Genomic DNA, 22,626 nt, shown 5'->3' on the forward strand with positions numbered 1-22,626 from the left:
TGAGTGTCAAGTTAAACATGACAAGATGTTGCTGAATTGAAATATTTATCGATTAAATCCGGGTTTTGTTCGGTTTTTGCGCGTTTATTTGCGATTGTGATCAATTGGCGTGTTCGTAAAAATTAACGAATCCTGTGCTTGCCTTGTCTCGGTGTCAGACGTGTCCGAAAAATGGCATTTCTCGACCTGAGCCAGCACTCGGCCTAATCGGGGGTGGTACTCTTCGTTTTCTGCGTGGCCACTGGCCGCCTTCGAAGCCCTTACGGACAGCAATCGGTTCTATTCATGAAGAAAACAGTTGGCATCCTTTCCGGCCTGGCTATCGCCATTGCCGTCGCAACTACCGCAGGCGCCTGGTACACCGGCAAGCAGCTGCCGGCAGAGCTGGACAACGCGCTTGCCCGCAGTAACGCCGAACTCAGAAAGGCCCTGGTCAGCACCGGCGGTAGCATGAGCATCGAGCGCGTGTCGCTGGAGCAGCACCTCTTCAGCAGTACTGCCCAGTACCGGCTCAAGGCTCGCGACATCAACGTGGGTGAGGGTGAGGTGATCAATTTTGACGTGGGCGTGACCGACCAGATCGAGCACGGCCCGTTTCCCTGGTCCAGGGTCAGGGCGCTGAAGCTGATGCCGGTAATGGCGGTCAGCAACAGCACGCTGCAGAAGGATGAGGCCGTCGCGCCATGGTTCGCTGCTGCGGGTGGCAAGGCCCCGATCAGTGCGCAGACCAGCCTGGGTTACAGCGGCAGTGTGGTCAGCCAGGTTCAGCTGGCGCCGCTAAGGCTTGATGAAGCGGACGGCAACAGCCTGGATTTCTCGGGCATGCAGTTCGAAGCCAGCGGGGACAAGGAAGGCAAGGCCTCGACGTTCCACGGCCAGGCCGACAGTCTCGTGATTAAACGGGTGCAAGACGACCAGCCGCCGGCCACGTTCGAGCTCAAAGGGCTGAAGTTTGGCGGTAACCTCGCAGCCACCGCGCACGATGCCATTTATGTGGGTAACGTCGATCTGGCGTTGGCCGAAACCAAGGTCACACTTGGGCCGAAACAGCAGGTGCTGCTGATCAAGGGGCTGGAGCAGAAGGCCTTGCAAACCCTCGAGGGCACGGACACCGTGGGTGGCCGCGCGGAGTACAAGGTCGGCGACATCAGCTGGGATGGCCGCGCGGTAGGCAAGGCACAGATGGCGGTGAGCGTGACCTCGGTCAACGCCCCGGCGCTGCAGGCCTTGTCGAAGTGGTACCAGTCGCACTTGCCTGAGTTCGAGGCCGCCAGTGCGGCTGGTCAGCCGGTGCCGCAGATCCAGATGGACGATGCCGAAAAGGCCCGCTTCCAGGGTGACTTGCAGAAATTGCTGGCCGCCAAGCCCAAGCTGGCGGTGGAAAACTTGTCGTTCAAGACCGCCAATGGCGAGAGCCGCTTCAACCTGTCGATGGACCTCGCCGCGCCGGCCAGCTTCGACCTGCCGCCGGACCAGCTGAGCAAGCAGATCATCACTGAGGTGAAAGGCAAGCTGTCGCTGTCCAAGCCGATGATCGGTGACCTGGCGACCTTGCAAGCCTTGCTGGATGGCCAGACCGATGCCCAAGCCATTGCCATGCAGTCGAGCCAGGCGGGGGAGATGGTCGGCATGATGGCGCTGCAGAGCGGCATGGCCACCGTGCAGGGCGATGATGTGGTCAGCAGCCTGCACTATGCCGAGGGCATGGTCGATTTCAATGGCCGAAAAATGACCGTGGAAGAATTCGCCATGTTCATGGCGGCGCATCTGGCAGCCCTGTCGCCGCAGGGGTGATGGTTTCTCCTGTTGCGGCCTCTTCGCGGGTAAACCCGCTCCTACAAGGATTTCACTGTGTAGGAGCGGGTTTACCCGCGAAGAGGCCAGTACAGGCAACACAAAAACCCCTTTAGTAATCGCTGGATTGTCTGTAGCCTTCGGCCTCCGATAATAATCCGCGCCCGCAGAGGGCCGTGGCGGTCAGTGTGCCGTCCGGCACCCTTAGCCGATCTGCCAGGGCCGGGTGATACACTCGATTTGACGCGCAAGCGCGCCTGCAGGTCCAGCGATCATGACCCAGATTTCCGAACGCCTTTTGGTTCAGGCCCACCTCGACGCCAAGCAGCCCAACCCGCTGACAGCCGAGCAGGAGGCCGAATACCGTGCGGCCATCGCTGCCGAGCTCAAGGCCCAGAATGCCGTGCTGGTTGCCCACTATTACTGCGACCCGGTCATCCAGGCGCTGGCTGAAGAAACCGGCGGCTGTGTATCCGACTCTTTGGAAATGGCCCGTTTCGGCAAGAATCACCCTGCCGAAACGGTCATCGTGGCCGGTGTGCGCTTCATGGGCGAGACGGCAAAAATCCTCACCCCGGAAAAGCGCGTGCTAATGCCGACCCTGGAGGCCACCTGCTCGCTCGACCTGGGCTGCCCGGTAGAAGAGTTCTCGGCTTTCTGCGACCAGCACCCTGAACGCACCGTGGTGGTCTACGCCAACACGTCCGCAGCGGTGAAGGCACGCGCCGACTGGGTAGTGACTTCGAGCTGTGCGCTGGAAATTGTCGAAAGCCTGATGGACAACGGCGAAACCATCATCTGGGGCCCGGACCAGCACCTTGGCCGTTACATCCAGAAGCAGACTGGCGCCGACATGCTGCTGTGGGACGGTGCCTGCATCGTTCACGAAGAGTTCAAGTCGCGCCAGTTGGCCGACATGAAGGCACTGTACCCGGATGCTGCGATTCTGGTGCACCCCGAGTCGCCGGAAGCGGTGATCGAGTTGGCTGACGCGGTAGGTTCCACCAGCCAGCTGATCAAGGCTGCCCAGACCCTGCCGAACAAAACCTTCATCGTCGCCACTGACCGCGGCATCTTCTACAAGATGCAGCAGCTGTGCCCGGACAAGGAATTTGTCGAAGCTCCCACCGCCGGCAACGGCGCGGCATGCCGCAGCTGTGCGCATTGTCCGTGGATGGCGATGAACACCCTGGAGCGGGTGCTGGATTGCCTGCGTAACGGCACCAACGAAATTTTTGTCGACCCGGCGCTGGTGCCCAAGGCCATCAAGCCGCTTAACCGCATGCTGGACTTTACCCAGGCGGCGCGGCTGAAGCTGTCTGGTAATGCCTGACGCCAGACCGCGTCATACTCTTCGCGGGCTCACCCGCTCCCACAGATATTGCACCGTTTACCAAGGCGGTGGAGTAGCTGTGGGAGCGGGCGAGCCCGCGAATCGTCTTCAGCGCCCCATCATTTCCTGAACCATGCGCCGCTGCTCCATGATCTCGCGCTGGCGCTGGTCAATCTGTGAGGCCAGCGGGAAATTCCCACCCGCCCGGCGCTTGGCGTAATCCAGCTGCTGGATTGCCTGGTCAAAGTCGCCGACCAGTGTGAAGTACTCGGCCCGTGCCCGGTGCAAGCCGATGGTATTGCCCGACAAGCCCCGCACTTCAGCCATGTCGTACCACACATCCGGGTCATCCGGGCGGCTCTTGACCAGCTCGTTCAATACCTTCTCGGCCTCGGCCGGCTTGTTCTGTTTCACCAGCAGGTCGGCACGCACCTGTTTCAACGGATAGTTGCCCGGGTACAGCCCCTGCATCCGTTCGGCGCGCTGCTGGGCGTCGGCAAGACGGTTGTTGGTGATGTCCAGGTCGATTTGCGCCAGGTTGTAGGTGATGTCGTTGGGCGCCTTGGCCAGCAGCGGCTTGAGCATTTCACGCGCCTCGTTCAATTGCCCACCCTTGATCTGTGCCAAGGCCAGGCCATAACGTGCAGCGTCCAGCTTTGGGTCTTCGTCCAGTTGGGCACGGAAGCGTTTGGCGGCAAGCCCCGGTGTGCCTTCGTAGGTAAGTGCCACCCGGGCGCGGATCAGCTGGTAGCGCATGCTGTCTTCGATACCACCCTTGGGCGCCTGGTCGGCGCGGTTACGGGTGTCGGCAATACGTGATTCGGTCACCGGGTGGGTCAGCAGGAATTCCGGCGGTTTGGCGTCATACCGGTACTGGCGTGCCAGGCGCTCGAACATGGTCGGCATGTTGCGCGGGTCGTAGCCGGCCTTTTCCAGGTTCTGGATGCCAATGCGGTCGGCTTCCTGTTCGTTCTGGCGCGAGAAGCGCCGCTGCTCCTGGATGGCCGCTGCCTGGGTGCCGGCAATCATGCCGATGCCCGCATCGCCGGCGCCACCTGCGGCCAGCACGATGCCGGCCAGTAGCGCCGCCATCATCGGCAGCTGCATCCGCTGCTGGGCCTCGACACCACGCGCGAAATGGCGTTGCGACAAGTGCGCCAGTTCGTGGGCCAGTACCGAGGCATATTCGCCCTCGGTCTGGGCGTTGAGGAACAGACCACCGTTGACCCCGACAATGCCACCCGGGGCGGCGAAGGCGTTGAGCTCGCGGCTGTCGATCAGGATGAACTCCAGGCGCCGGTCCTGCAGCTGGCTGGTTTCGGCCAGCTTGTAAACGCTGGTTTCGACGTAGTCCTTGAGCTGAGGGTCGTTGAGCTGATTGACCTGGCCACGCAGCAGGCTGAGCCAGGCGCGGCCCAGTTGGTGCTCCTGTTGCGGCGAGACGATCGCAGAACTGGCATCACCCAGTGATGGCAGGTCGTCAGCATGGCCGGGAAGGGCCATCAGGCAGGCCAGCGTCAGCAGGGTAGGGCGCAGTAGATTCATGCATGAAGCTCGCGTCGGATCAAAGATACCTACTGTAGCGGGCTCACACGTTGACGACCAGTGGCGCTATCCTAGCCAGCCATGCCAAGAAGCAGCCTGGCGATGCCTTTGGAGACCCTGCGATGAGTAACACCCTGACCTGCGACGCCGAACTGGACGCCAGCGGGCTGAATTGTCCGTTGCCACTGCTCAAGGCCAAGATGGAACTCAATCGCCTGGCCAGTGGCGCTGTGCTCAAGGTAATCGCCACTGACGCAGGCTCCCAGCGCGACTTCCGCACTTTCGCCCAGTTGGCCGGTCATACCCTGCTGCATGAAACGGCCGAGGCCGGTACCTATACTTACTGGCTGCGCAAGGCCTGAGTCTTTTCCAAGGATCGTCAATGTTCAAAGTCTTTCGCGACTGGGTGCAGCGCTACTTCTCCGATGAGGAAGCGGTGGTGCTGGCGGTCCTGTTGTTCCTGGCGTTTACCGCAGTGCTCACCCTGGGCGGCATGCTCGCGCCGGTGCTGGCGGGCATGGTGCTGGCGTTTCTGATGCAGGGGCTGGTCAACGCCCTGGAGCGTGTGCGCGTACCTACACGGCTGGCGGTGATGCTTGTGTTCGCCTTGTTCATGGGCGCACTGGCGGTGTTCATGCTGGTGCTGGTACCGCTGCTGTGGCACCAGTTGATCACGCTGTTCAACGAGCTGCCGGGCATGCTCGGCAAGTGGCAGTCGTTGTTGTTGCTGCTGCCGGAGCGCTATCCGCACCTGGTGTCGGACGAGCAGGTATTGCACGCCATCGAGTCGGTGCGCGGTGAAATTGGCAAATTTGGTCAATGGGCGCTGACCTTCTCGCTGTCCAGCCTGCCACTGCTGGTCAACGCCATGATCTATCTGGTGCTGGTGCCGATTCTGGTGTTCTTCTTCCTGAAGGATCGCGAACTCATTGGCCGCTGGGTCAGCGGCTACCTGCCGCGCCAGCGCACCTTGTTGAGCCGGGTGGGCAGCGAGATGAACCGGCAGATCGCCAACTACATCCGTGGCAAGGGCATCGAGATCTTGATCTGCGGCATTGCCACTTACATTGCCTTCATCAGCCTGGGGCTCAACTACGCAGCGCTATTGGCGTTGCTGGTGGGGCTGTCGGTGGTGGTGCCTTACGTGGGCGCGGTGGTCGTGACTGTGCCGGTCACCTTGATTGCGCTGTTCCAGTGGGGCTGGGGCGACCAGTTCATCTACCTGATGACGGTGTACGCGATCATCCAGGCGCTGGATGGCAATGTGCTGGTGCCGCTGCTGTTCTCTGAAGCGGTGAGCCTGCACCCGGTGGCGATTATTTGTGCAGTGCTGCTGTTTGGCGGGCTATGGGGGTTCTGGGGGATATTTTTCGCCATCCCGCTGGCGACGCTGATCAAGGCCGTGCTGGATGCGTGGCCCAAGCAGGAGCCTAGCGTTTCACCGATGCTTTGAATGTCATTGGGGCCGCTCTGCGGCCCTTCGCGGGCACGCCCGCTCCCACTGGGCCCTGCACAATTCCTGTGGGAGCGAGCGTGCCCGCGAAGGGCTGCAAGGCAGCCCCATTCAATTTCAAGCCTTGTTCAAGGTCTGAGCAGCGGCCAGAACTGCATCCACATGCCCAGGCACCTTCACGCCACGCCATTCCTGGCGCAGCACACCGTCCTTGTCGATCAGGAAAGTGCTGCGGTCAACGCCCATGTACTCCTTGCCATACAGCTTCTTCAGCTTGATCACGTCGAACAGCTGGCACAGGGCCTCGTCCTTGTCGCTGATCAGCTCGAACGGGAAACCTTGCTTGGCCTTGAAGTTCTCGTGCGACTTGATGCCATCACGCGACACACCGAATACCACGGTGTTGGCCGCGGCGAAGGCGTCATGCTGGTCGCGGAAGCCCTGGCCCTCGGTGGTGCAGCCTGGGGTGCTGTCCTTGGGGTAGAAGTACACCACCACCTGCTGGCCCTTGAGTTCGGCAAGGCTGACGGTTTGCCCGCTGGTGGCCTGGGCCTGGAAGTCGGCGACAGGTTGGTCGAGTGCTACAGCCATGATCGGTTTCCTTACATTGGGTTCTGGGGACGCCATGGCTCGATCAGTGCGTCGAGGTTCAGGGCATCGGCAAAGTCCAGGAACTGGTCGCGTAGCCAGCTGATCTGCGTGCCGGCCGGCAGAATCACGGTGAACTGGGCGTTGAGCATGCTGCTACCGGTTTGCGGCGCCAGGTAGGTGTCGCAGGTCATGGCTTCCAGCTCGACGCGGTGGTCAAGGAAGAACTGGCACAGCTCGTTGATGATGTCCGGGCGGTAGGCAGCACTGACGTAGGCCACATATGGAAGGGCCTGCGGGCGCACTTCCTGGTCGGCGCTGCGGACCACGTCGAGCGTCAGGCCGTGTTTCTTGCCCAGGCCTGGCAGGGTGGATTCGAGACGTGCCAGGGCGTCCCAGCTGCCGCCCACCTGCAGCACCAGGGCGCTGGTCTCGCCGTGGCGGCTCAGGCGCGAGGTGACCACCGCGCAGCGGTTTTCGAAGGCAGCGCGGCTGAGGACGTTGGCCAGCTCCATGGGGTTCGGGCCCAGGGCACTGATGACAAGGAATTGTTCGCGGACGGTGGGGGTGGACATGCAGCATTCCTAAAGCGATGAGCGGTCGGCACAGGACGGGCAAAAGCCTCCTGTCGGCAGGGCCCGGGGCTCGCATGCGAGGTCTTGGACGCTGGCGGGGAGCAAGGTCGACGGCCCGGCGGGCCGCGCTGCACCGATCAAAGGGCCAAGGGTAGCGAAATAAGCCGCCGAGGGGAATGCTCCACCCGCCTGCTTCGCTTGTGCAAGGTCGATGCCCCCAGTACCATTACCGCTCTCTTTTTCCGGCAGGAGCAGTTACATGATTGCGGGCAGTATGGTGGCATTGGTCACACCCATGGATGCACAAGGGCGTGTTGACTGGGGCAGCCTCGACAAACTTGTAGACTTCCACCTGGAAAACGGCACCCATGCGATCGTCGCTGTCGGCACCACCGGTGAGTCGGCCACGCTGGATGTCGAAGAACACATCCTGGTCATCAAGCACGTGGTCGAGCGCGTCAAACGCAGCGCCAAACCGATTCCGGTCATCGCCGGCACCGGTGCCAACTCCACCGCCGAAGCCGTGCACCTGACCCAGAACGCCAAGAATGCTGGCGCCGACGCCTGCCTGCTGGTTGTGCCGTACTACAACAAGCCAACGCAAGAAGGCCTGTACCAGCACTTCAAGCACATTGCCGAAGCCGTCGACATCCCGCAGATCCTCTACAACGTTCCCGGCCGTACCTCCTGCGACATGCAGGCCGAGACCGTGATCCGCCTGTCGACCGTGCCGAACATCATCGGCATCAAGGAAGCCACGGGCGACCTGGCCCGCGCCAAGGCCATCCTCGATGGCGTCAGCAAGGACTTCATCGTCATGTCCGGCGACGATCCGACTGCCGTCGAGCTGATCCTGATGGGTGGCAAGGGCAACATCTCCGTCACCGCCAACGTCGCTCCGCGCGAAATGGCCGACCTGTGCGAGGCCGCCCTTGAGGGCAATGCCGAGAAGGCCCGCGCAATCAACGAAAAACTCATGCCGCTGCACAAAGACCTGTTCTGCGAGTCCAACCCGATCCCGGTGAAATGGGCGCTCGTCGAAATGGGCCTGATGCAAAAAGGTATTCGCCTGCCCCTGACCTGGCTGAGCGAAGGCTGCCACGAAAAAGTCCGTACTGCCTTGCGCCAGTCCGGCGTACTGGTTTAAGAGGAAGTACACCGCATGAAGCGACTGGCTGGTCTTTCCGCCCTTGCCCTGATTATCTCCAGCACCAGCGGGTGTGGCTGGCTGTGGGGCGAGGATGGCTATTTCCGCGACCGCGGCAGTGACTACCTGCAGGCGCACCCGACCGCGCCGATGCAACTGCCGCCGGACGCCAGCAACGTCAAGCGCCTTGACCCGCTGCTGCCGATTCCGCGTAACGTCGCTGACGATAACGTCGCGGGTGAGTTCGAAGTGCCTCGCCCGCAACCGCTGACTGGCGGTGCCGCCCAGGTTACCGACTACAGCCTGCAGCGCAGCGGCAGCAGCCGCTGGGTACTGGCCCAGCATTCGCCAGCCGAAGTGTGGCCGGTAGCCCGGCAGTTCTTCGAGGACAACGGCTTCCGCATTGCTGAAGAGCGCCCGCAGACAGGTGAGTTCAATACCACCTGGCAGCGTTTCGATGAGCTGTCGGCATCGCTTGGCCAGCGTCTGGCCAGCACTGCCAGCAGCGGTGACAGCGAGGTGCGTGTGCGTGTGCGCATGGAGCCTGGCGTGCAGCGCAACACCTCCGAGGTGTATGTGGTCAGCGTCGAGCGCCCGGCGGGCAGCACTGCCGATCCTGCGTTCCCGTCCACCTCCAGCAATATCGGCACCGATGCCCTGCTGGTCGACGAAATGCTTGCCAGCATGAACCGCAGCGCCGAGAAGGGTGGTTCGGTGTCGCTGCTGGCCGCGCGCGATTTCGACGCCCCAAGCCGCGTCAGCCTGAGTGAAGACGGCAGCGGCAACCCGGTGCTGTACCTGGGGTCTGACCTGGACCGCGCCTGGTCTGGCGTAGGCCGTGCCCTGGAGCAGGGTGGCGAATGGCGTGTTGAAGACATCAACCGCAGCCTGGGCCTGTACTACATCAACCTGTCCGAAAAGCCTGAAGACAAGCAGAACCAGCCTGGCTTCTTCAGCCGCCTGTTCGGCAGCGAGCCGACCAAGGAAGAGCGTGAAGCCCGTGCCGAGCGTTACCAGGTTCGCCTGAGCAAGGTGGGTGAGAGCGTGCAGGTCACGGTCGAGAAAAACATCAACACCGTGGCTCCGGCCGATGTCGCCCGCCGCGTGCTGAGCGCCATTCAGGACCACCTGGGCTAAGTGCGCTTCGCGGTACTCGGAAGCGGCAGCCAAGGGAACGGCACGCTGATCGCCAGTGGTGACACGTTCATCCTGGTCGATTGCGGCTTTTCCCTGCGCGAAACCGAGCGGCGCCTGGCGCTGCTCGGCGTGTCGGCGGCCCAGCTCAGTGCGGTACTGGTCACCCACGAACATGCCGACCACGTGCATGGGGTCGGCTTGCTGTCACGGCGCTACAATGTACCGGTCTACCTCAGCCAAGGGACCTTGCGCGGCATGCGCAAGCCGGTAGAGGTGGCCGGTTTTCTCGCTTGTGGCCAAAGCCTGCGCGTCGGCAGCCTGGAAGTAACCGCAGCGCGGGTCGAGCACGATGCTTACGAGCCATTGCAGTACGTGGTCAGCGATGGTCAGCGGCGTTTTGGCATGCTCACTGACCTGGGTTCGTACGACGCGCTGCTGTTGGAGCGTTACCAGGGCCTGGATGCACTGCTGATCGAGGCCAACCACTGCCGCGACCTGCTGGCACGCGGTCACTATCCGGCCTTTTTGAAGCAGCGGGTGGGTGGCATGCAAGGGCATTTGAACAACCACCAGGCCGCGCGCCTGGTGCACGAGTTGGGCTGGAACAACCTGCAACACCTGGTGCTGGCCCACCTCAGCAGCAAGAACAACCTGCCACACTTGGCCCGCCAGTGCTTCGTCGACACCCTTGGGTGCGACCCGGACTGGCTCCAGGTGGCGAATCAGGAACACGGGCTCGACTGGCGCGAAATCGCCTAGCCCAACACCTCAAGCAAGCGGAGCCCAATCATGGAAAAACGCGAAGAACTTTACCGCGGCAAGGCCAAATCGGTTTACAAGACCGACGACGCCGACCGCTTGATCCTGCTGTTCCGTAACGACACTTCGGCGTTCGACGGCAAGCGTATCGAACAACTCGACCGCAAAGGCATGGTGAACAACAAGTTCAACGCCTTCATCATGCAGAAACTGGAAGAAGCCGGCGTGCCGACCCAGTTCGACAAGCTGCTGGGCGACAACGAGTGCCTGGTGAAGAAGCTGGACATGATCCCGGTCGAGTGCGTGGTGCGTAACTACGCTGCCGGCAGCCTGGTCAAGCGCCTGGGCGTGGAGGAGGGCATCAAGCTGGAGCCGTCCACCTTCGAGCTGTTCCTGAAGAACGACGAAAAGGGCGACCCCTTCATCAACGAATCCCACGTTGTCGCGTTCGGCTGGGGCACCGCCGAGCAGCTGGTAGAAATGAAGAAGCTGTCGTTGAAGGTCAACGAAGTGCTGAGCAAGCTGTTCGATGACGCCGGCCTGCTGCTGGTCGACTTCAAGCTGGAGTTCGGCGTATTCCACGGCCAGATCGTGTTGGGCGACGAGTTCAGCCCGGACGGCTGCCGCCTGTGGGACAAAGAAACCCGTAAGAAGATGGACAAGGACCGCTTCCGTCAGGGCCTGGGCGACGTGATCGAAGCCTACGAAGAAGTTGCCAAGCGCCTGGGCGTGCCGCTGTAAGCGACGGGTTCACGCAAGCGCCTGATACCACGCGGTTTTTTTGAAAAAAAGGTTTGCGTTTTAAAAGAACGCTGGTATGATGCGCGGCATTGGAGAGATGCCGGAGTGGTCGAACGGGACGGATTCGAAATCCGTTGTACTGGCAACAGTACCTAGGGTTCAAATCCCTATCTCTCCGCCATACAAGATCAAGCCCCTGGAAGCGAAAGCTTTCGGGGGCTTTTTCGTTGCGGCTTACTTTTTCATCATCCCCAACTCAGCATCATCCAGCAGCGCCTTGGCCATTGCGCTCAGGTAATGCGAGGCCCAGATCAGTTTCTGGTCGCCGTCCATCAGGCCGGTGATGATCAGGTCGCGCACGTAACCCATCAGTTCGGAGGCCTGCTCGCGGGCGTCCTGGCAGGGGATGCCGGGCTCGATGCGGAACAGCGGGTGGGTGTTGTTTTCGCCTTGGTAGAAGCAGGTCTTGCCGACTGTGGTGGGTTCTGGTGTGTTGTCGGTGGGCATTGTTTTGTTTCCCTGGATTTTGGGTTGCCTGGGCTGGCCTCTTCGCGGGCTCGCCCGCTCCCACAGGTACTGTGCAGTGCGTGACGGCTGTGATGACCCTGTGGGAGCGGGCGTGCCCGCGAAGAGGCCTGACCTGCTAATGCAAGGTGTGAGGCTCTGTGGGTAAATGCGGCCGCATCTGCAACTGCATCAACGCCGACTCGACCAGCCCCTGTACCGCTTCCATTTCATGAATTACGGCCTGCATCACGATCGAGCTGTGGGCGGTAGGTTCGAGTTGCACGGATTGGCGGGCCACGGACAGGGCGCAGAGCACGTACTCTGAAGACTGGACCAGGGTGTCTTGCAGGATCTGGGTGGAATCGGGGGAGTAGGGCGGATCGGGGACTGTCTTGCGCATGTAAGCTCCTTGGGTAGTGGAGCCGCCTGGCAACGCTGTCAAACGAATGGAGGCAGCTATACATGGGTTGACAGACCGGTACCCAAGGACCCGGCGCACACGAATGTGCCCCATGCACAGCTGCCATTAAGCGCTGCAACGGAAACTTGAGTAGTCGGCCTGTCAAAGCCGGTCGCTGATTTCACAACGACGAGCCGAGACTAGAGCGCGACCGAATCCGTCGCAACCGTTTGAGCGGGTTGGAAGTATGTTTGGGAAACGCCCTACAAGGAAGGGGATAATTCTGAGTGCAAGTTGTAGGACGGATTTCTACCAATACATCAGACAGGCTTCCTGCAACATTTTGTCTTGAACTGCCAATGGCACCTTAGGCTACAATGCGGCGCTCTGATACGCCACTCACGCCCAGGCCACACGCCGTAATGACTACGCGCGCTGGGCGATGAACTCTTCCTGACATGGATTCGTTGGATGCTTTGCGCCGTACTGGTCTCCCCCTGCGCCCCTCGCTGGACGGCTGAATTGTCGTCTGCGGCCAGTGCTGCGCACTTTCTGAAAACCCCGCACAACTTTGAATGCTGCCGCCAACCATTGGCTGCGGTACGCGGCTGTGCGCCCCACCGAAAATGGAGTGCTCCACTTGCACAAGAAATTCGTCGCGTCCCTTCTGGCGGTCGCCATCGCCTCTACCACGGCCTGTGCACAGCTCGGTATCAGCAAAGAGCAAGCGGGCACCGTGATCGGTGGCCTGGCCGGTGTGGCCATCGGCTCGACCATGGGCAGTGGTAACGGCAAGATCGCCGCAGCCCTGATCGCGGGTGGCATCGGTGCCTACATGGGCAACCGTATCGGCCACATGCTGGACGAGAAGGACCAGCAGGCCCTGGCGCTGCGCACCCAGGAGGTGCTGAGCCAGCAGCAGACCACCGCCAGCGCCCAGCCGGTGACCTGGAAGTCCGACCATTCGGGTGCCACCGCGCAGATCGTGCCGGGCAAGGAATACACCAAGACCAAGCAGGTCGAGGTCAAGCGCGCGCCGAAGATCCAGGCGGTGCCGTCGATGAAGCTGATCAACGAGCCGTATGTGACCACCAGCGACAACCTCAATGTGCGCGCCGCGCCCAATCAGACTGGCGAGAAGGTCGGCAGCCTGAAGAACCACACCGAATTCACCGCCGTGGGCTCCACCGGTGACTGGATCCTGGTCGGGCGCAAGGGTGTGACCGTTGGCTATGTGCACAAGAACTACGTCGAGCCCAAGGCCCAGGCCGTGGCCAAGCGCGTGACCCCGGCGGTGAACCTGGACGAGCTGGACGTTGCTGCCAGCAAGGAAACCCAAGGCTTCGACCTGGACTCGGTGCAGTCGCTGCCGACCCAGACAGTTGCCGCCGAAGCGGCCTGCCGCCCTGTCACCGTCAGCCTGAAATCGCAAAGCGGCAAGACTGAGCAAGAGCAGAACACCTTCTGCAAACAAGCCAATGGCACCTGGGAACTGATCTGAGGAAATCCATGAAAAAGCACGCGCTCGCGCTGGCAGTGATCGGCGCTTGTGGTCTGGTACCGCAGGCGTTCGCCCATGAGCTGGCCTTTTCCAAGAAAGACAACATCAAGGTCGAAGTGCCTGGGGATGCCACCAGCTGGTGCAAGCCCCAGGTCGACCTGACCATCACCCGCCCGGCGTGGGACAACCAGGAGCTGCTGTCTGGCCTGCTGACCAAGCTGCCGTTCGTGTTCGCCAAGGACTGCTCCACTGCCAAGGTGAGCTGGAAGGCGGTCGATGCCAAGGGCAACCTGTACGCCAGCGGCTCGGGCAATGCCAGCAACCTGGGGCTGGTCACCCTGGCGGCCGCGCCTGCCGCAGTTTCCCCTGCGCCGGTTGCAGCACCTGCGCCAGTGCCGGCACCTGTGCAGCCAGAAGCACCGGTTGCTGCTGCAGCGGCTTCAGCCCCTGCTGCTGAGCCAGCCCCGGCGGTAGTTGAAGCCGCACCCGCGAAAGCAGAAGCTACCCCGGCTCCCGCGCCTGCCCCAGCCGTAGCTGCAGAACCGGCCCCTGCGCCGGCCGCCGAAGCCCCGGCACCAGCCCCTGTTGTGCCGCCTGTCCCGGCACCTGCCACAGCAGTAGCAGTAGCCCCCACCTCGGACTTCGGCCGCTCGGTGGTCCTGGAAAACCGCAACCTGATGCAGGTAACGGACGGCGCCGGCTGCAAATGGGTGCTCAGCAAGTCGATCATCGGCGATGGCGACACCCTGTCGTTCGGCACCACCCCGGCCATGCCGTGCCCGGCCTCCGGCTTTGGCGAAGGCAGCTTCGAAAAAATCAGCTGGAAGGCCGTGGGCACCTACCGGGGTGATAACTGGAACCGCGTCTACGCGCACCCGAGCGGCCTGATCTTCATCAAGAACCTCGAGCCTGCGGTGAAGAACAAGGCTGTTTCCTACCTCACCGCGCAAGCTGACCAAGCCGCGTTCCTGGTGGGCGAAATCCCCGGCCGGCAGATGAAGGTGTACCTGACCTTCAGCCGTTCCAGCTACGGCGTACTGCGCCCGTTCGGCAGCGACCCGTACTACGTGGTGGTCACCCCGGACGAGTCGTTTGCTCTGGACGCGGCCAAGTACAAGGAAGCCGCGCTGGAAATCTTCGACCTGATCAAGACCACCTCGCCGACCACCACTGATGTGGCCACCCTGTTCATCGTCAAGGACCTGTCGGCGATCTCGAACAACATCTGGGGCAATGACGCGCAGAAGATTACCCGCAACCGCATCGGCATCAACCGTCAGGGCCTGTTCTTCGATGTGCGCGAGGGTACGAACTGGGCGGTTCAGCGTGAGCAGCGGCGGGTGCGTGAAGAGCGTCAGCGCCAACAGGAACTGGCCCGCGTGCATACCCGCGTACTGGAGCGTTACCAGCAGTTGCAGGATGGCATGAGCGACTTCAAGGGGCGTGAAACCGAGGCGCTGGCACAAATGGCCGGCATCAAGGTGCGCTTCGCTTCGCCATTGGAGCAGCAAAACCCTGCGACCTCGGCCAGCGTGACGCCGATGATGGTGCACGTTACCGGCACGCAGGGCGACTTCTACACCATCGACTTCCCGAGCAAGGGCCGTCTGGTTGCGGACGAGGAATACAGCGAAGGCTGGTACGTGACCCAGGTGGCCAACGCCACGCCGTACTACCCGCTGGACGATGGCCGTGCCGTGCCTACCTACCGGGCCTACAGCGTGGGTGAGCCCGAGGCTTGCAAGCAGGACCACTGTGCCGACCGCGTGTCGTTCGGTGCCGTACTGGCCAAGGAATTCCCCAACGCCGGTATCGATTTCAGCTGGACCCCCGAGGTCTCCCAAAAGTACGTGAACGACTGGAACAGCGCTTCCGCGATGGTCCAGTGAGGCAAACACCATGATCAAACAGATGAACAAGAAGCAGCTGCTGATTGGCGGTGTGGCCGCGGCGGTGCTGGTGCTCGGCGGTGGCTATGCGATGGTCTCCAGCTCGGGTAAGAAGGCTGCGCTGGCCTACTACGACGACTTCAAGGAGCGCTATTTCCTTGAGGATGTACTGTCTGAGGGGGACATTTCCTACTCGGCGTTTTCCGGCAACCTGACCGTCGCCGAGCCTGAAATCCGTGTCACTGCGGCGCAGACCAACGGCGCCCAACAGTTCATGCGCGGCCTGTCAGGCTTGATGGAATCGGTCCGCGGCAGTTCGACGGAAGAAGGCCTGGCGGGTTGGGCCAAGTACCAGCTCAACGTCAGCCGTAATGTTGCCGGCATATACCTGAAAGCCGATGCGCTGAAGCTGTCTCACGACGGTGACAGCAAGGACGGTACCATTCACATCCAGCTGCTCGGCATGCAGATGGCCAACCCCTACGTTGCCAGCAAGGGCGCCGAAGTGGTTCTGGTGGCTGATGTCAGCGACGAGATCCAGCCACGTGCAGAGCTGACCGCCAATGGCCGGGCCACTGAGTCGGGGTTCGCCTGGGGGGCCAACATGGCGGTCCGCCAGCCGGTGACAGGCGCGTTTCTGGTCAGCAGTACGGGCGATTTTGGCACCACGGTTGACCTGGACTTCACCATCAAGCGCTCCAGTGACGGTGAAGGCTCGATGGCGTTTGTCGTGACCCACCGCAACGATGGCTCCAAGGTAGGTGAGATCGTGCGCAAGGCCGACTTCCAGTCGCTGCCGGAGCTGGACGATGTCGAAACCCAACTCAAGAGTGCGCTCAGTGCCATGCTGATTGGTGCATACAGCCCTTACACCGGTCAGTCGGTATTGGCCGAAACAGTGAGTGGTTTTGCGCGCAAGGCAAAGGTCGAGAACTACTCGGTGAGCTACAGCGGCTTCAAACCGCTGAAAGAGGCTTTCAGCGATTACCAGCAGCAAGTCCCCAAGGCGAAGTTCGCAGCTTTCTGCCAGGAGGTTGGGCTGTCGTCGTGGAGCAGTGACTTTGGCGCCAAGGCCAAGAACCACAGCGACTCGGAGTGCGCCATCGGGCAGAAGCTGGTCGAAGACGGCAGTTTCGAAGAGCAGTACACCTTCAAGGAAGGCAAGAGCCTGTTTGCAGCGTTATTCGTGAGCAAGGCGTATCAGCTGGAAACCAATTGATTGGGTAATGGCTGAGTGAGCAAGCCCCCGGGAACCCTGAGTTGCCGGGGGCTTTTTTTGCTGTCAGGTGTGCCCGGACCCTGTTGGGCTTGGGATCAGCGCATCGCCGCCAGTTTGATGCCGAATCCCACCAGGCAAGCCCCCGCCAGTCGCTCGAACATATTGGCAATTCGCGGGTTGGCGCGCATGCGCTCGGCCAGTTGATGGGTCAGCACCACGGCAATCAGCCCATACAGGAAGGTCACCACCGCCACTGTCGCCGCCATGAAACCGAACGTCACCAGCCCTTGGTGCTTCACCGGGTCGACGAACAGCGGGAAAAACGCCATGTAGAACATGATCGCCTTGGGGTTGAGCAGGGTGATCATCATGGTCTGGCGCAGGTACTGGCCGTTGTCCATGCGGCAGATGTGTGCTGCACCACCGGGTTTGCTCAGCAGCATGCGCAGGCCCAGGTAGGCCAGGTATGCAGCCCCCGCCCACTGCACCATATGAAAGGCGGCAGGGTAGGTGGCCAGCAGGGTGGCGACGCCGGCTACCGCCAGCCACAGCAGCACCTGGTCGCCCACGATTACGCCACAGGTCGCGGCCAGGCCTGCCTTGATACCGCCCTTGCCGGTGGCGGTGATCAGGGCGAAATTGCCCGGGCCGGGGATGGCCAGAAGAATGAGGAAGGCGATGACGAATGCGCCGTAGTCGGTGACGCCAAGCATGGTGAGTTCCTGTTGGGCATTGCGAAGGCAGTGCGCTGAACTATCGTCGCCAACGGCGCGCTTTTCAACCTGTTGTTGCACAGTTGCAAAGAACCTGTGCCAAGTGCGGCTTGGATCCAATGCCTGGAGTCTGTATGATTCCGCGGCCATCAGACGATGGTCGAAGATGATTCATTTAAAGGACTGAGTAATGAAAAAGCTGTTCAAGGCCACCGTTGCCGTTGCTGTCGTTTCGGGTGTTGCCCTGCTGTCGGGTTGCACTGGCCAGGTTTACAACCAACCGAAAAACTGCACCTACGACTACCTGTTCCACCCTTCGGTTTCCATCTCCAAGATCATCGGTGGCTGCGGCCCGATCGATAAACTGCCTCAGCAGCAGTAATCTTGGCGGTACCCTGATCGCGACGCTTGCGGCGTGATCCAAGACCCCCGGTCATGTACATGGTCGGGGGTTTTTGTTTTTTGGCGTGACATTCTGCCGCTGGGGCAACCGGTCGCCTTGACGCTCCGGCCTGCAATTTGTTTGTGCTGGCATTTCAGATACAATCGGAAAAACGATTCAGCCTTGTCGGTCAATTCGACTAAAGGCCGAGTCGTTTTCTGGTTCTCTGGCTGCTGAACAATGATCAACAACAAGCCTGCGCTGAAGAACACGCTATACCGGGGCCAGCCACAGGCCCTCACTCTGTTCTCCTGACTGGAAATGATCAATGTTCAAGAAAGCTGGCAAGACCTTGCTGGGTCTGGCGGTCGCTGCAAGCGTCATTCAAGCGCACGCTGCAGAAACCAAAAAAGTAGACGTGCTGCTGGTCGGCGGCGGCATCATGAGCTCCACCCTGGCCGTGTGGCTGCACGAGCTGGAGCCAAGCTGGTCGATGGAAATGGTCGAGCGCCTGGATGGCGTGGCCGAAGAAAGCTCCAACGGCTGGAACAACGCCGGTACCGGCCACTCCGCGCTGGCCGAGCTGAACTACACCCCGGAAGACAAAGACGGCAACGTCAACATCTCCAAGGCCATCGAAATCAACGAAGCCTTCCAGATCTCCCGCCAGTTCTGGTCGTGGCAGGTACGCCAGGGCGTACTGAAGAACCCGCACTCGTTCATCAACACCACACCGCACATGAGCTTCGTGTGGGGCGATGACAACATCAAGTTCCTCAAGAAACGTTACGACGCACTGCAGACCAGCCCGCTGTTCCGCCCGATGCAGTACTCCGAGGACCACGCGCAGATCGCCAAGTGGGTCCCGCTGATGATGGAAGGCCGCGACCCGAACCAGAAGCTGGCCGTGACCTGGACGCCAATCGGCACCGACGTCAACTTTGGCGAGATCACCCGTCAGTTCGTCGGCCACCTGCAGACCCAGAAAGGCTTCGACCTGAAGCTGTCCAGCGAAGTGCAGGACATCACCCGCAACAAGGACGGCTCCTGGCACGTCGAATACAAGAACCTGAAGGACGGCACCGAGTCGGCCACCGACGCCAAATTCCTGTTCATCGGTGCCGGCGGCGGCGCATTGAAGCTGCTGCAGAAGTCGGGTATTCCGGAAGCCAAGGAATACGCAGGCTTCCCGGTAGGCGGTTCGTTCCTGGTGACCGAGAACCCGACCGTGGCCATGCAGCACATGGCCAAGGCCTATGGTATCGCCTCGACCGGTGCACCACCCATGTCGGTCCCGCACCTGGACACCCGTGTGCTGGATGGCAAGCGCGTGATCCTGTTTGGCCCGTTCGCCACCTTCTCGACCAAGTTCCTGAAGAATGGCTCGTACCTGGACCTGCTGAGCAGCACCACCACCCACAACGTGTGGCCGATGACCAAAGTCGGTATCGACCAGTACCCACTGGTCGAGTACCTCGCTGGCCAGCTGATGCTGTCTGACGATGACCGCTTCGAAGCCCTGCGCACCTACTTCCCGAACGCCAAGAAAGAAGAATGGCGCCTGTGGCAGGCCGGCCAGCGCGTGCAAATCATCAAACGTGATGCCGAGAAGGGCGGCGTGCTGAAGCTGGGCACTGAAGTGGTGGCGTCCGAAGACCGCACCATCGCGGGCCTGCTGGGTGCCTCGCCGGGTGCTTCGACTGCTGCGCCGATCATGCTGCACGTGCTGGAAACGGTGTTCAAGGAGAAGGTCGCTACCCCAGAGTGGCAGGCCAAGATCAAGGAAATCGTGCCGAGCTACGGCACCAAGCTGAACGATTCGGCAGCGGCCACCCAGAAAGAGTGGAACTACACCGCTGAAGTGCTGCAGCTGGGGAAACCGCCGGTGATCGACGCCAGCGTTGAGTTCGGTGGCGCGGTGAGCGACCCGGTTGAGAGCAAGCCCGAGAACGACATGGCGCTGTAATCGGCCATTGTTGTGAAACTAGCCACGGGGGAGACCTCGTGGCTTTTTTTTGCCAAGCACAGCGCAACCCTCAGGCTTATCGCCATCCCTGTAGGAGCGGGTTCACCCGCGAAGAGGCCTGCACAGGTATCACTGCTGGCGCAGTATGCACTCCAGCAACCCCGGGAACCGCTTATCCAGCATCTCGCTACGCAGCGAATTCATATGGGTAGTCCCGACATTGCGGGTTTGCACCAACCCTGCATCACGCAACACACGGAAGTGATGGGACATGCTCGACTTCGGCCGACCTCCGTCCAGCTCGCCACAGCTGGCCTCGGCCACGCCGGCCAGGTGGCGGACGATTTCCAGGCGCACGGGGTCGCTGAGCGCATAGAGCAGGCGTTCAAGGATAAGGTCTTCGGGGTTGGGATGTTTATAGGCTCGCATGGTTGACATGATAACGGGGGTTTCATTAATTGCCATAGTTCGATTATGATCGAACAACAGTAATCAAATGACCCCGGAGTTTCCCATGTCCGCGCTATTCGAACCCTACACCCTCAAAGACGTCACCCTGCGAAACCGCATTGCCATTCCGCCGATGTGCCAATACATGGCCGAAGACGGCATGATCAACGACTGGCACCATGTGCACCTGGCCGGGCTGGCCCGTGGTGGTGCGGGCTTGCTGGTGGTCGAGGCCACTGCTGTGGCGCCGGAAGGGCGTATCACCCCCGGTTGCGCCGGTATCTGGAGCGATGCCCACGCTCAGGCGTTCGTACCGGTGGTGCAGGCCATCAAGGCTGCCGGTTCCGTGCCGGGTATCCAGATTGCCCACGCCGGGCGCAAGGCCAGCGCCAACCGCCCGTGGGAGGGTGATGATCACATTGCCGCCGACGACACGCGCGGCTGGGAGACCATTGCCCCGTCTGCCATTGCCTTTGGCGCGCACCTGCCGAAGGTGCCACGGGAAATGACGCTGGACGATATCGCCCGGGTCAAGCAGGACTTCGTCGATGCTGCCCGCCGTGCGCGTGATGCCGGCTTCGAGTGGATCGAACTGCACTTTGCCCATGGCTACCTGGGTCAGAGCTTCTTCTCTGAGCACTCCAACAAGCGCACCGATGCCTACGGTGGCAGCTTCGACAACCGCAGCCGCTTCCTGCTGGAAACACTGGCCGCCGTGCGCGAAGTGTGGCCGGAGAACCTGCCGCTGACCGCGCGCTTTGGTGTGTTGGAATATGATGGCCGCGATGAGCAGACCCTGGAAGAGTCGATCGAACTGGCCCGTCGCTTCAAGGCCGGTGGGCTCGACCTGCTGAGCGTGAGTGTCGGCTTCACCATTCCCGACACCAACATCCCCTGGGGGCCCGCGTTCATGGGGCCTATTGCCGAGCGCGTGCGCCGCGAGGCAAAGCTGCCCGTGACGTCGGCGTGGGGCTTTGGTACGCCGCAGTTGGCGGAGGCCGCATTGCAGGCCAACCAGCTGGATCTGGTTTCGGTAGGGCGCGCGCACCTGGCCGACCCGCACTGGGCTTACTTTGCGGCCAAGGAACTGGGGGTGGAAAAAGCCTCCTGGACCTTGCCGGCACCGTATGCGCACTGGCTCGAGCGTTACCGCTGAGGTTTGGAGGGGCTGCTTTGCAGCCCTTTCTCGGGCAAGCCCGTCCCCACAGAGACACCACAGGTTTCAGATGCTGCACCCTCTCTGTGGGAGCGGGCTTGCCCGCGAAGAGGCCGGTAAAGGCTAAAACCGATCCAGTCGGTATGCAGCCATCTCAGGCCCACCAGCCTGCTCAGCCAGCCGCCCCACCCATTCCGCCGTCACCGCCGCCTGAGTCAGCCCCAGGTGCTGATGCCCAAACGCCAACAGCACCCGCCCATCGCACACCCTGTCGATCACGGGCAGCGAGTCCGGCAACGAAGGCCTGAACCCCATCCACGGCGTTGCCCCTTCGACGCTCAAGTCGTGCCGGAACAACCCCTTGCTCAACCGGTGCAATTGCCAAGCCCGTTGCATGCTCGGCGGTGCCTGCAGCCCGGCAAACTCCACAGTGCCAGCCAGGCGCAAGCCATCGGCCATGGGCGTCATGATGAACTTGCGCTCAAGCGAGGTGACCGCAAACGGCAGGCGCTGGTGCTCACCTGGCAACATCAGATGGTAGCCGCGCTCTGTATCCAGCGGCACCCGTTTGCCTGTCAGCGCGGCGGTCAGTTTCGCAGAGTGGGCACCACAGCTGACAAGCACCTGGCGTGCATTGAGCATGCCTTGGTCGCTGGCAAGGCTCACGCCGGCACTGTGCAACTGCCCACCATCGACCTGCGCCTGGACAAAGCGCACCCCGCTGGCCTTGGCCGCTTCGAACAATTCGCACACCACCCGATAAGGGTCGATGAAGTGCCCGGTGCACGGAAAGAACAGTCCGCCCAACAGTGACGGGCTGAGTTGCGGCGCCGCTTCACGCACGGTTTCGGCCGACCAGAAGTCCACCGGCACCGCCTGCTGTTGCATGCGTGTGCGCAACGCCTCCAGTGTCTGGCGTGACTCAGGCTTCTCGAACACCAGCAACGAACCATCCTCTTGAAACAATTCGCTGCGCCCGATCGAGCCCAACAGCCGGTGCCAGGCGCCCAAGCTGCCTTCGTTCAACGTGCGGATGCCAGCCACGCTGCGCTGGAACGGCGCCTGGCGCAGGTTGAGCAGCAGCCGCGTGAACCACGGCATGGCCTTGGGCAGGTATTTCCAGTCCAGGCGCAGCGGGCCCATCGGGTCGAGCAGCATGCGAGGCAGGCGCTTGAGGATCGACAGGTCGGCAATCGGAAACACTTGCTCGGTTGCCAGGTGCCCGGCATTGCCGAAAGACGCGCCGAGGCCGGGTGCCTGGCGGTCGACCAGCATTACCCGATGGCCCTGGCGGGTCAGTTGCAGGGCACAGGTGACGCCGACAATGCCGGCGCCCACCACGGCGATATCGGTTTCAGCGGTTTCGACCAT

22 protein-coding genes and 1 tRNA gene are annotated in these 22,626 nt (G+C 61.7%); 15 read left to right on the forward strand and 8 right to left on the reverse strand.

The genetic code is table 11. The features are described 5' to 3' along the window. Positions 1-285 precede the first annotated feature (285 nt). Both GST84_06570 and nadA read left to right on the forward strand, forming a co-directional pair. The gene (locus GST84_06570; GenBank protein ID XGB12040.1) at positions 286-1,794 is read left to right on the forward strand and encodes a DUF945 family protein; all 1,509 of its coding nucleotides are present in this window, start codon (positions 286-288) and stop codon (positions 1,792-1,794) included. 274 nt (positions 1,795-2,068) lie between these two features. Then, on the forward strand, positions 2,069-3,127 hold the full coding sequence (gene nadA / locus GST84_06575; protein XGB12041.1) for a quinolinate synthase NadA: 1,059 nt from the start codon (positions 2,069-2,071) through the stop codon (positions 3,125-3,127). Positions 3,128-3,235: 108 nt separating this feature from the next. On the opposite strand, the gene GST84_06580 is transcribed toward nadA, so the two are convergent. Next, on the reverse strand, positions 3,236-4,672 hold the full coding sequence (locus GST84_06580; GenBank protein XGB12042.1) for a M48 family metalloprotease: 1,437 nt from the start codon (positions 4,670-4,672) through the stop codon (positions 3,236-3,238). A 122-nt stretch (positions 4,673-4,794) separates the two neighbouring features. Here GST84_06580 and GST84_06585 point away from each other — a divergent pair, with 122 nt between their 5' ends. Both GST84_06585 and GST84_06590 read left to right on the forward strand, forming a co-directional pair. Beyond that, on the forward strand, positions 4,795-5,034 hold the full coding sequence (locus GST84_06585; protein XGB12043.1) for a sulfurtransferase TusA family protein: 240 nt from the start codon (positions 4,795-4,797) through the stop codon (positions 5,032-5,034). Between the two features lie 20 nt (positions 5,035-5,054). Beyond that, positions 5,055-6,125: an AI-2E family transporter gene (locus GST84_06590; GenBank protein ID XGB12044.1), complete on the forward strand. Its 1,071-nt coding sequence runs from the start codon at positions 5,055-5,057 to the stop codon at positions 6,123-6,125. Positions 6,126-6,242: 117 nt separating this feature from the next. Here GST84_06590 and GST84_06595 read toward each other — a convergent pair whose 3' ends face one another. Together GST84_06595 and GST84_06600 are read right to left on the reverse strand one after the other, a co-directional pair. Further along, positions 6,243-6,716: a redoxin domain-containing protein gene (locus GST84_06595; protein ID XGB12045.1), complete on the reverse strand. Its 474-nt coding sequence runs from the start codon at positions 6,714-6,716 to the stop codon at positions 6,243-6,245. Between the two features lie 11 nt (positions 6,717-6,727). Continuing rightward, entirely contained in the window at positions 6,728-7,288 is a 561-nt protein-coding gene (locus GST84_06600) for a glycine cleavage system protein R (protein XGB12046.1), read from the reverse strand. Positions 7,289-7,547: 259 nt separating this feature from the next. Between GST84_06600 and GST84_06605 the strand changes: the two genes are divergently transcribed. The 5 genes from GST84_06605 to GST84_06625 all read left to right on the forward strand — a co-directional run bounded on the left by GST84_06605 (position 7,548) and on the right by GST84_06625 (position 11,253). Then, on the forward strand, positions 7,548-8,435 hold the full coding sequence (locus GST84_06605) for a 4-hydroxy-tetrahydrodipicolinate synthase (protein XGB12047.1): 888 nt from the start codon (positions 7,548-7,550) through the stop codon (positions 8,433-8,435). A gap of 15 nt (positions 8,436-8,450) precedes the next feature. Continuing rightward, positions 8,451-9,572 (forward strand): outer membrane protein assembly factor BamC, encoded by a 1,122-nt coding sequence (gene bamC, locus GST84_06610; protein XGB12048.1) that lies wholly within the window; start codon positions 8,451-8,453, stop codon positions 9,570-9,572. Then, a complete protein-coding gene (locus GST84_06615) occupies positions 9,573-10,331 on the forward strand; it encodes an MBL fold metallo-hydrolase (protein ID XGB12049.1) in 759 nt (252 codons plus the stop codon). Between the two features lie 30 nt (positions 10,332-10,361). Beyond that, on the forward strand, positions 10,362-11,072 hold the full coding sequence (gene purC, locus GST84_06620; protein XGB12050.1) for a phosphoribosylaminoimidazolesuccinocarboxamide synthase: 711 nt from the start codon (positions 10,362-10,364) through the stop codon (positions 11,070-11,072). 91 nt (positions 11,073-11,163) lie between these two features. After that, positions 11,164-11,253 (forward strand) — tRNA-Ser (locus GST84_06625). A gap of 53 nt (positions 11,254-11,306) precedes the next feature. Here GST84_06625 and GST84_06630 read toward each other — a convergent pair. Both GST84_06630 and GST84_06635 read right to left on the reverse strand, forming a co-directional pair. Beyond that, positions 11,307-11,579, reverse strand: a complete 273-nt coding sequence (locus tag GST84_06630; protein ID XGB12051.1) for a DUF3077 domain-containing protein — start codon at positions 11,577-11,579, stop codon at positions 11,307-11,309. A 136-nt stretch (positions 11,580-11,715) separates the two neighbouring features. Beyond that, the gene (locus GST84_06635) at positions 11,716-11,979 is read right to left on the reverse strand and encodes a hypothetical protein (protein XGB12052.1); all 264 of its coding nucleotides are present in this window, start codon (positions 11,977-11,979) and stop codon (positions 11,716-11,718) included. Positions 11,980-12,619: 640 nt separating this feature from the next. On the opposite strand from GST84_06635, the gene GST84_06640 reads away from it, so the two are divergent. The 3 genes from GST84_06640 to GST84_06650 are packed head-to-tail and all read left to right on the forward strand — an operon-like array spanning position 12,620 to position 16,588. Continuing rightward, positions 12,620-13,480 carry an SH3 domain-containing protein gene (locus GST84_06640; protein XGB12053.1) on the forward strand — a complete coding sequence of 287 codons (861 nt, stop codon included), beginning with the start codon at positions 12,620-12,622 and terminating at the stop codon, positions 13,478-13,480. Positions 13,481-13,488: 8 nt separating this feature from the next. After that, entirely contained in the window at positions 13,489-15,369 is a 1,881-nt protein-coding gene (locus GST84_06645) for a hypothetical protein (GenBank protein ID XGB12054.1), read from the forward strand. Positions 15,370-15,379: 10 nt separating this feature from the next. After that, a complete protein-coding gene (locus tag GST84_06650) occupies positions 15,380-16,588 on the forward strand; it encodes a hypothetical protein (protein XGB12055.1) in 1,209 nt (402 codons plus the stop codon). Positions 16,589-16,683: 95 nt separating this feature from the next. On the opposite strand, the gene GST84_06655 is transcribed toward GST84_06650, so the two are convergent. Further along, positions 16,684-17,301 carry a LysE family transporter gene (locus GST84_06655; GenBank protein XGB12056.1) on the reverse strand — a complete coding sequence of 206 codons (618 nt, stop codon included), beginning with the start codon at positions 17,299-17,301 and terminating at the stop codon, positions 16,684-16,686. 190 nt (positions 17,302-17,491) lie between these two features. Here GST84_06655 and GST84_06660 point away from each other — a divergent pair, with 190 nt between their 5' ends. Then, positions 17,492-17,683 (forward strand): DUF4223 domain-containing protein, encoded by a 192-nt coding sequence (locus GST84_06660; GenBank protein XGB12057.1) that lies wholly within the window; start codon positions 17,492-17,494, stop codon positions 17,681-17,683. A 328-nt stretch (positions 17,684-18,011) separates the two neighbouring features. Next, complete coding sequence (gene mqo / locus GST84_06665; GenBank protein XGB12058.1) at positions 18,012-19,649, forward strand: malate dehydrogenase (quinone); 1,638 nt, start codon at positions 18,012-18,014, stop codon at positions 19,647-19,649. 129 nt (positions 19,650-19,778) lie between these two features. Here mqo and GST84_06670 read toward each other — a convergent pair whose 3' ends face one another. Continuing rightward, positions 19,779-20,114 carry a helix-turn-helix domain-containing protein gene (locus tag GST84_06670; protein XGB12059.1) on the reverse strand — a complete coding sequence of 112 codons (336 nt, stop codon included), beginning with the start codon at positions 20,112-20,114 and terminating at the stop codon, positions 19,779-19,781. A 49-nt stretch (positions 20,115-20,163) separates the two neighbouring features. Here GST84_06670 and GST84_06675 point away from each other — a divergent pair, with 49 nt between their 5' ends. Next, positions 20,164-21,255, forward strand: coding sequence for an NADH:flavin oxidoreductase/NADH oxidase (locus tag GST84_06675; GenBank protein ID XGB12060.1), 1,092 nt, complete (start codon positions 20,164-20,166; stop codon positions 21,253-21,255). 123 nt (positions 21,256-21,378) lie between these two features. Here GST84_06675 and GST84_06680 read toward each other — a convergent pair whose 3' ends face one another. Next, a complete protein-coding gene (locus GST84_06680; GenBank protein ID XGB12061.1) occupies positions 21,379-22,626 on the reverse strand; it encodes an FAD-dependent oxidoreductase in 1,248 nt (415 codons plus the stop codon).

This window comes from Pseudomonas putida (assembly GCA_041879295.1).
GTDB lineage: Bacteria > Pseudomonadota > Gammaproteobacteria > Pseudomonadales > Pseudomonadaceae > Aquipseudomonas > Aquipseudomonas putida_Y.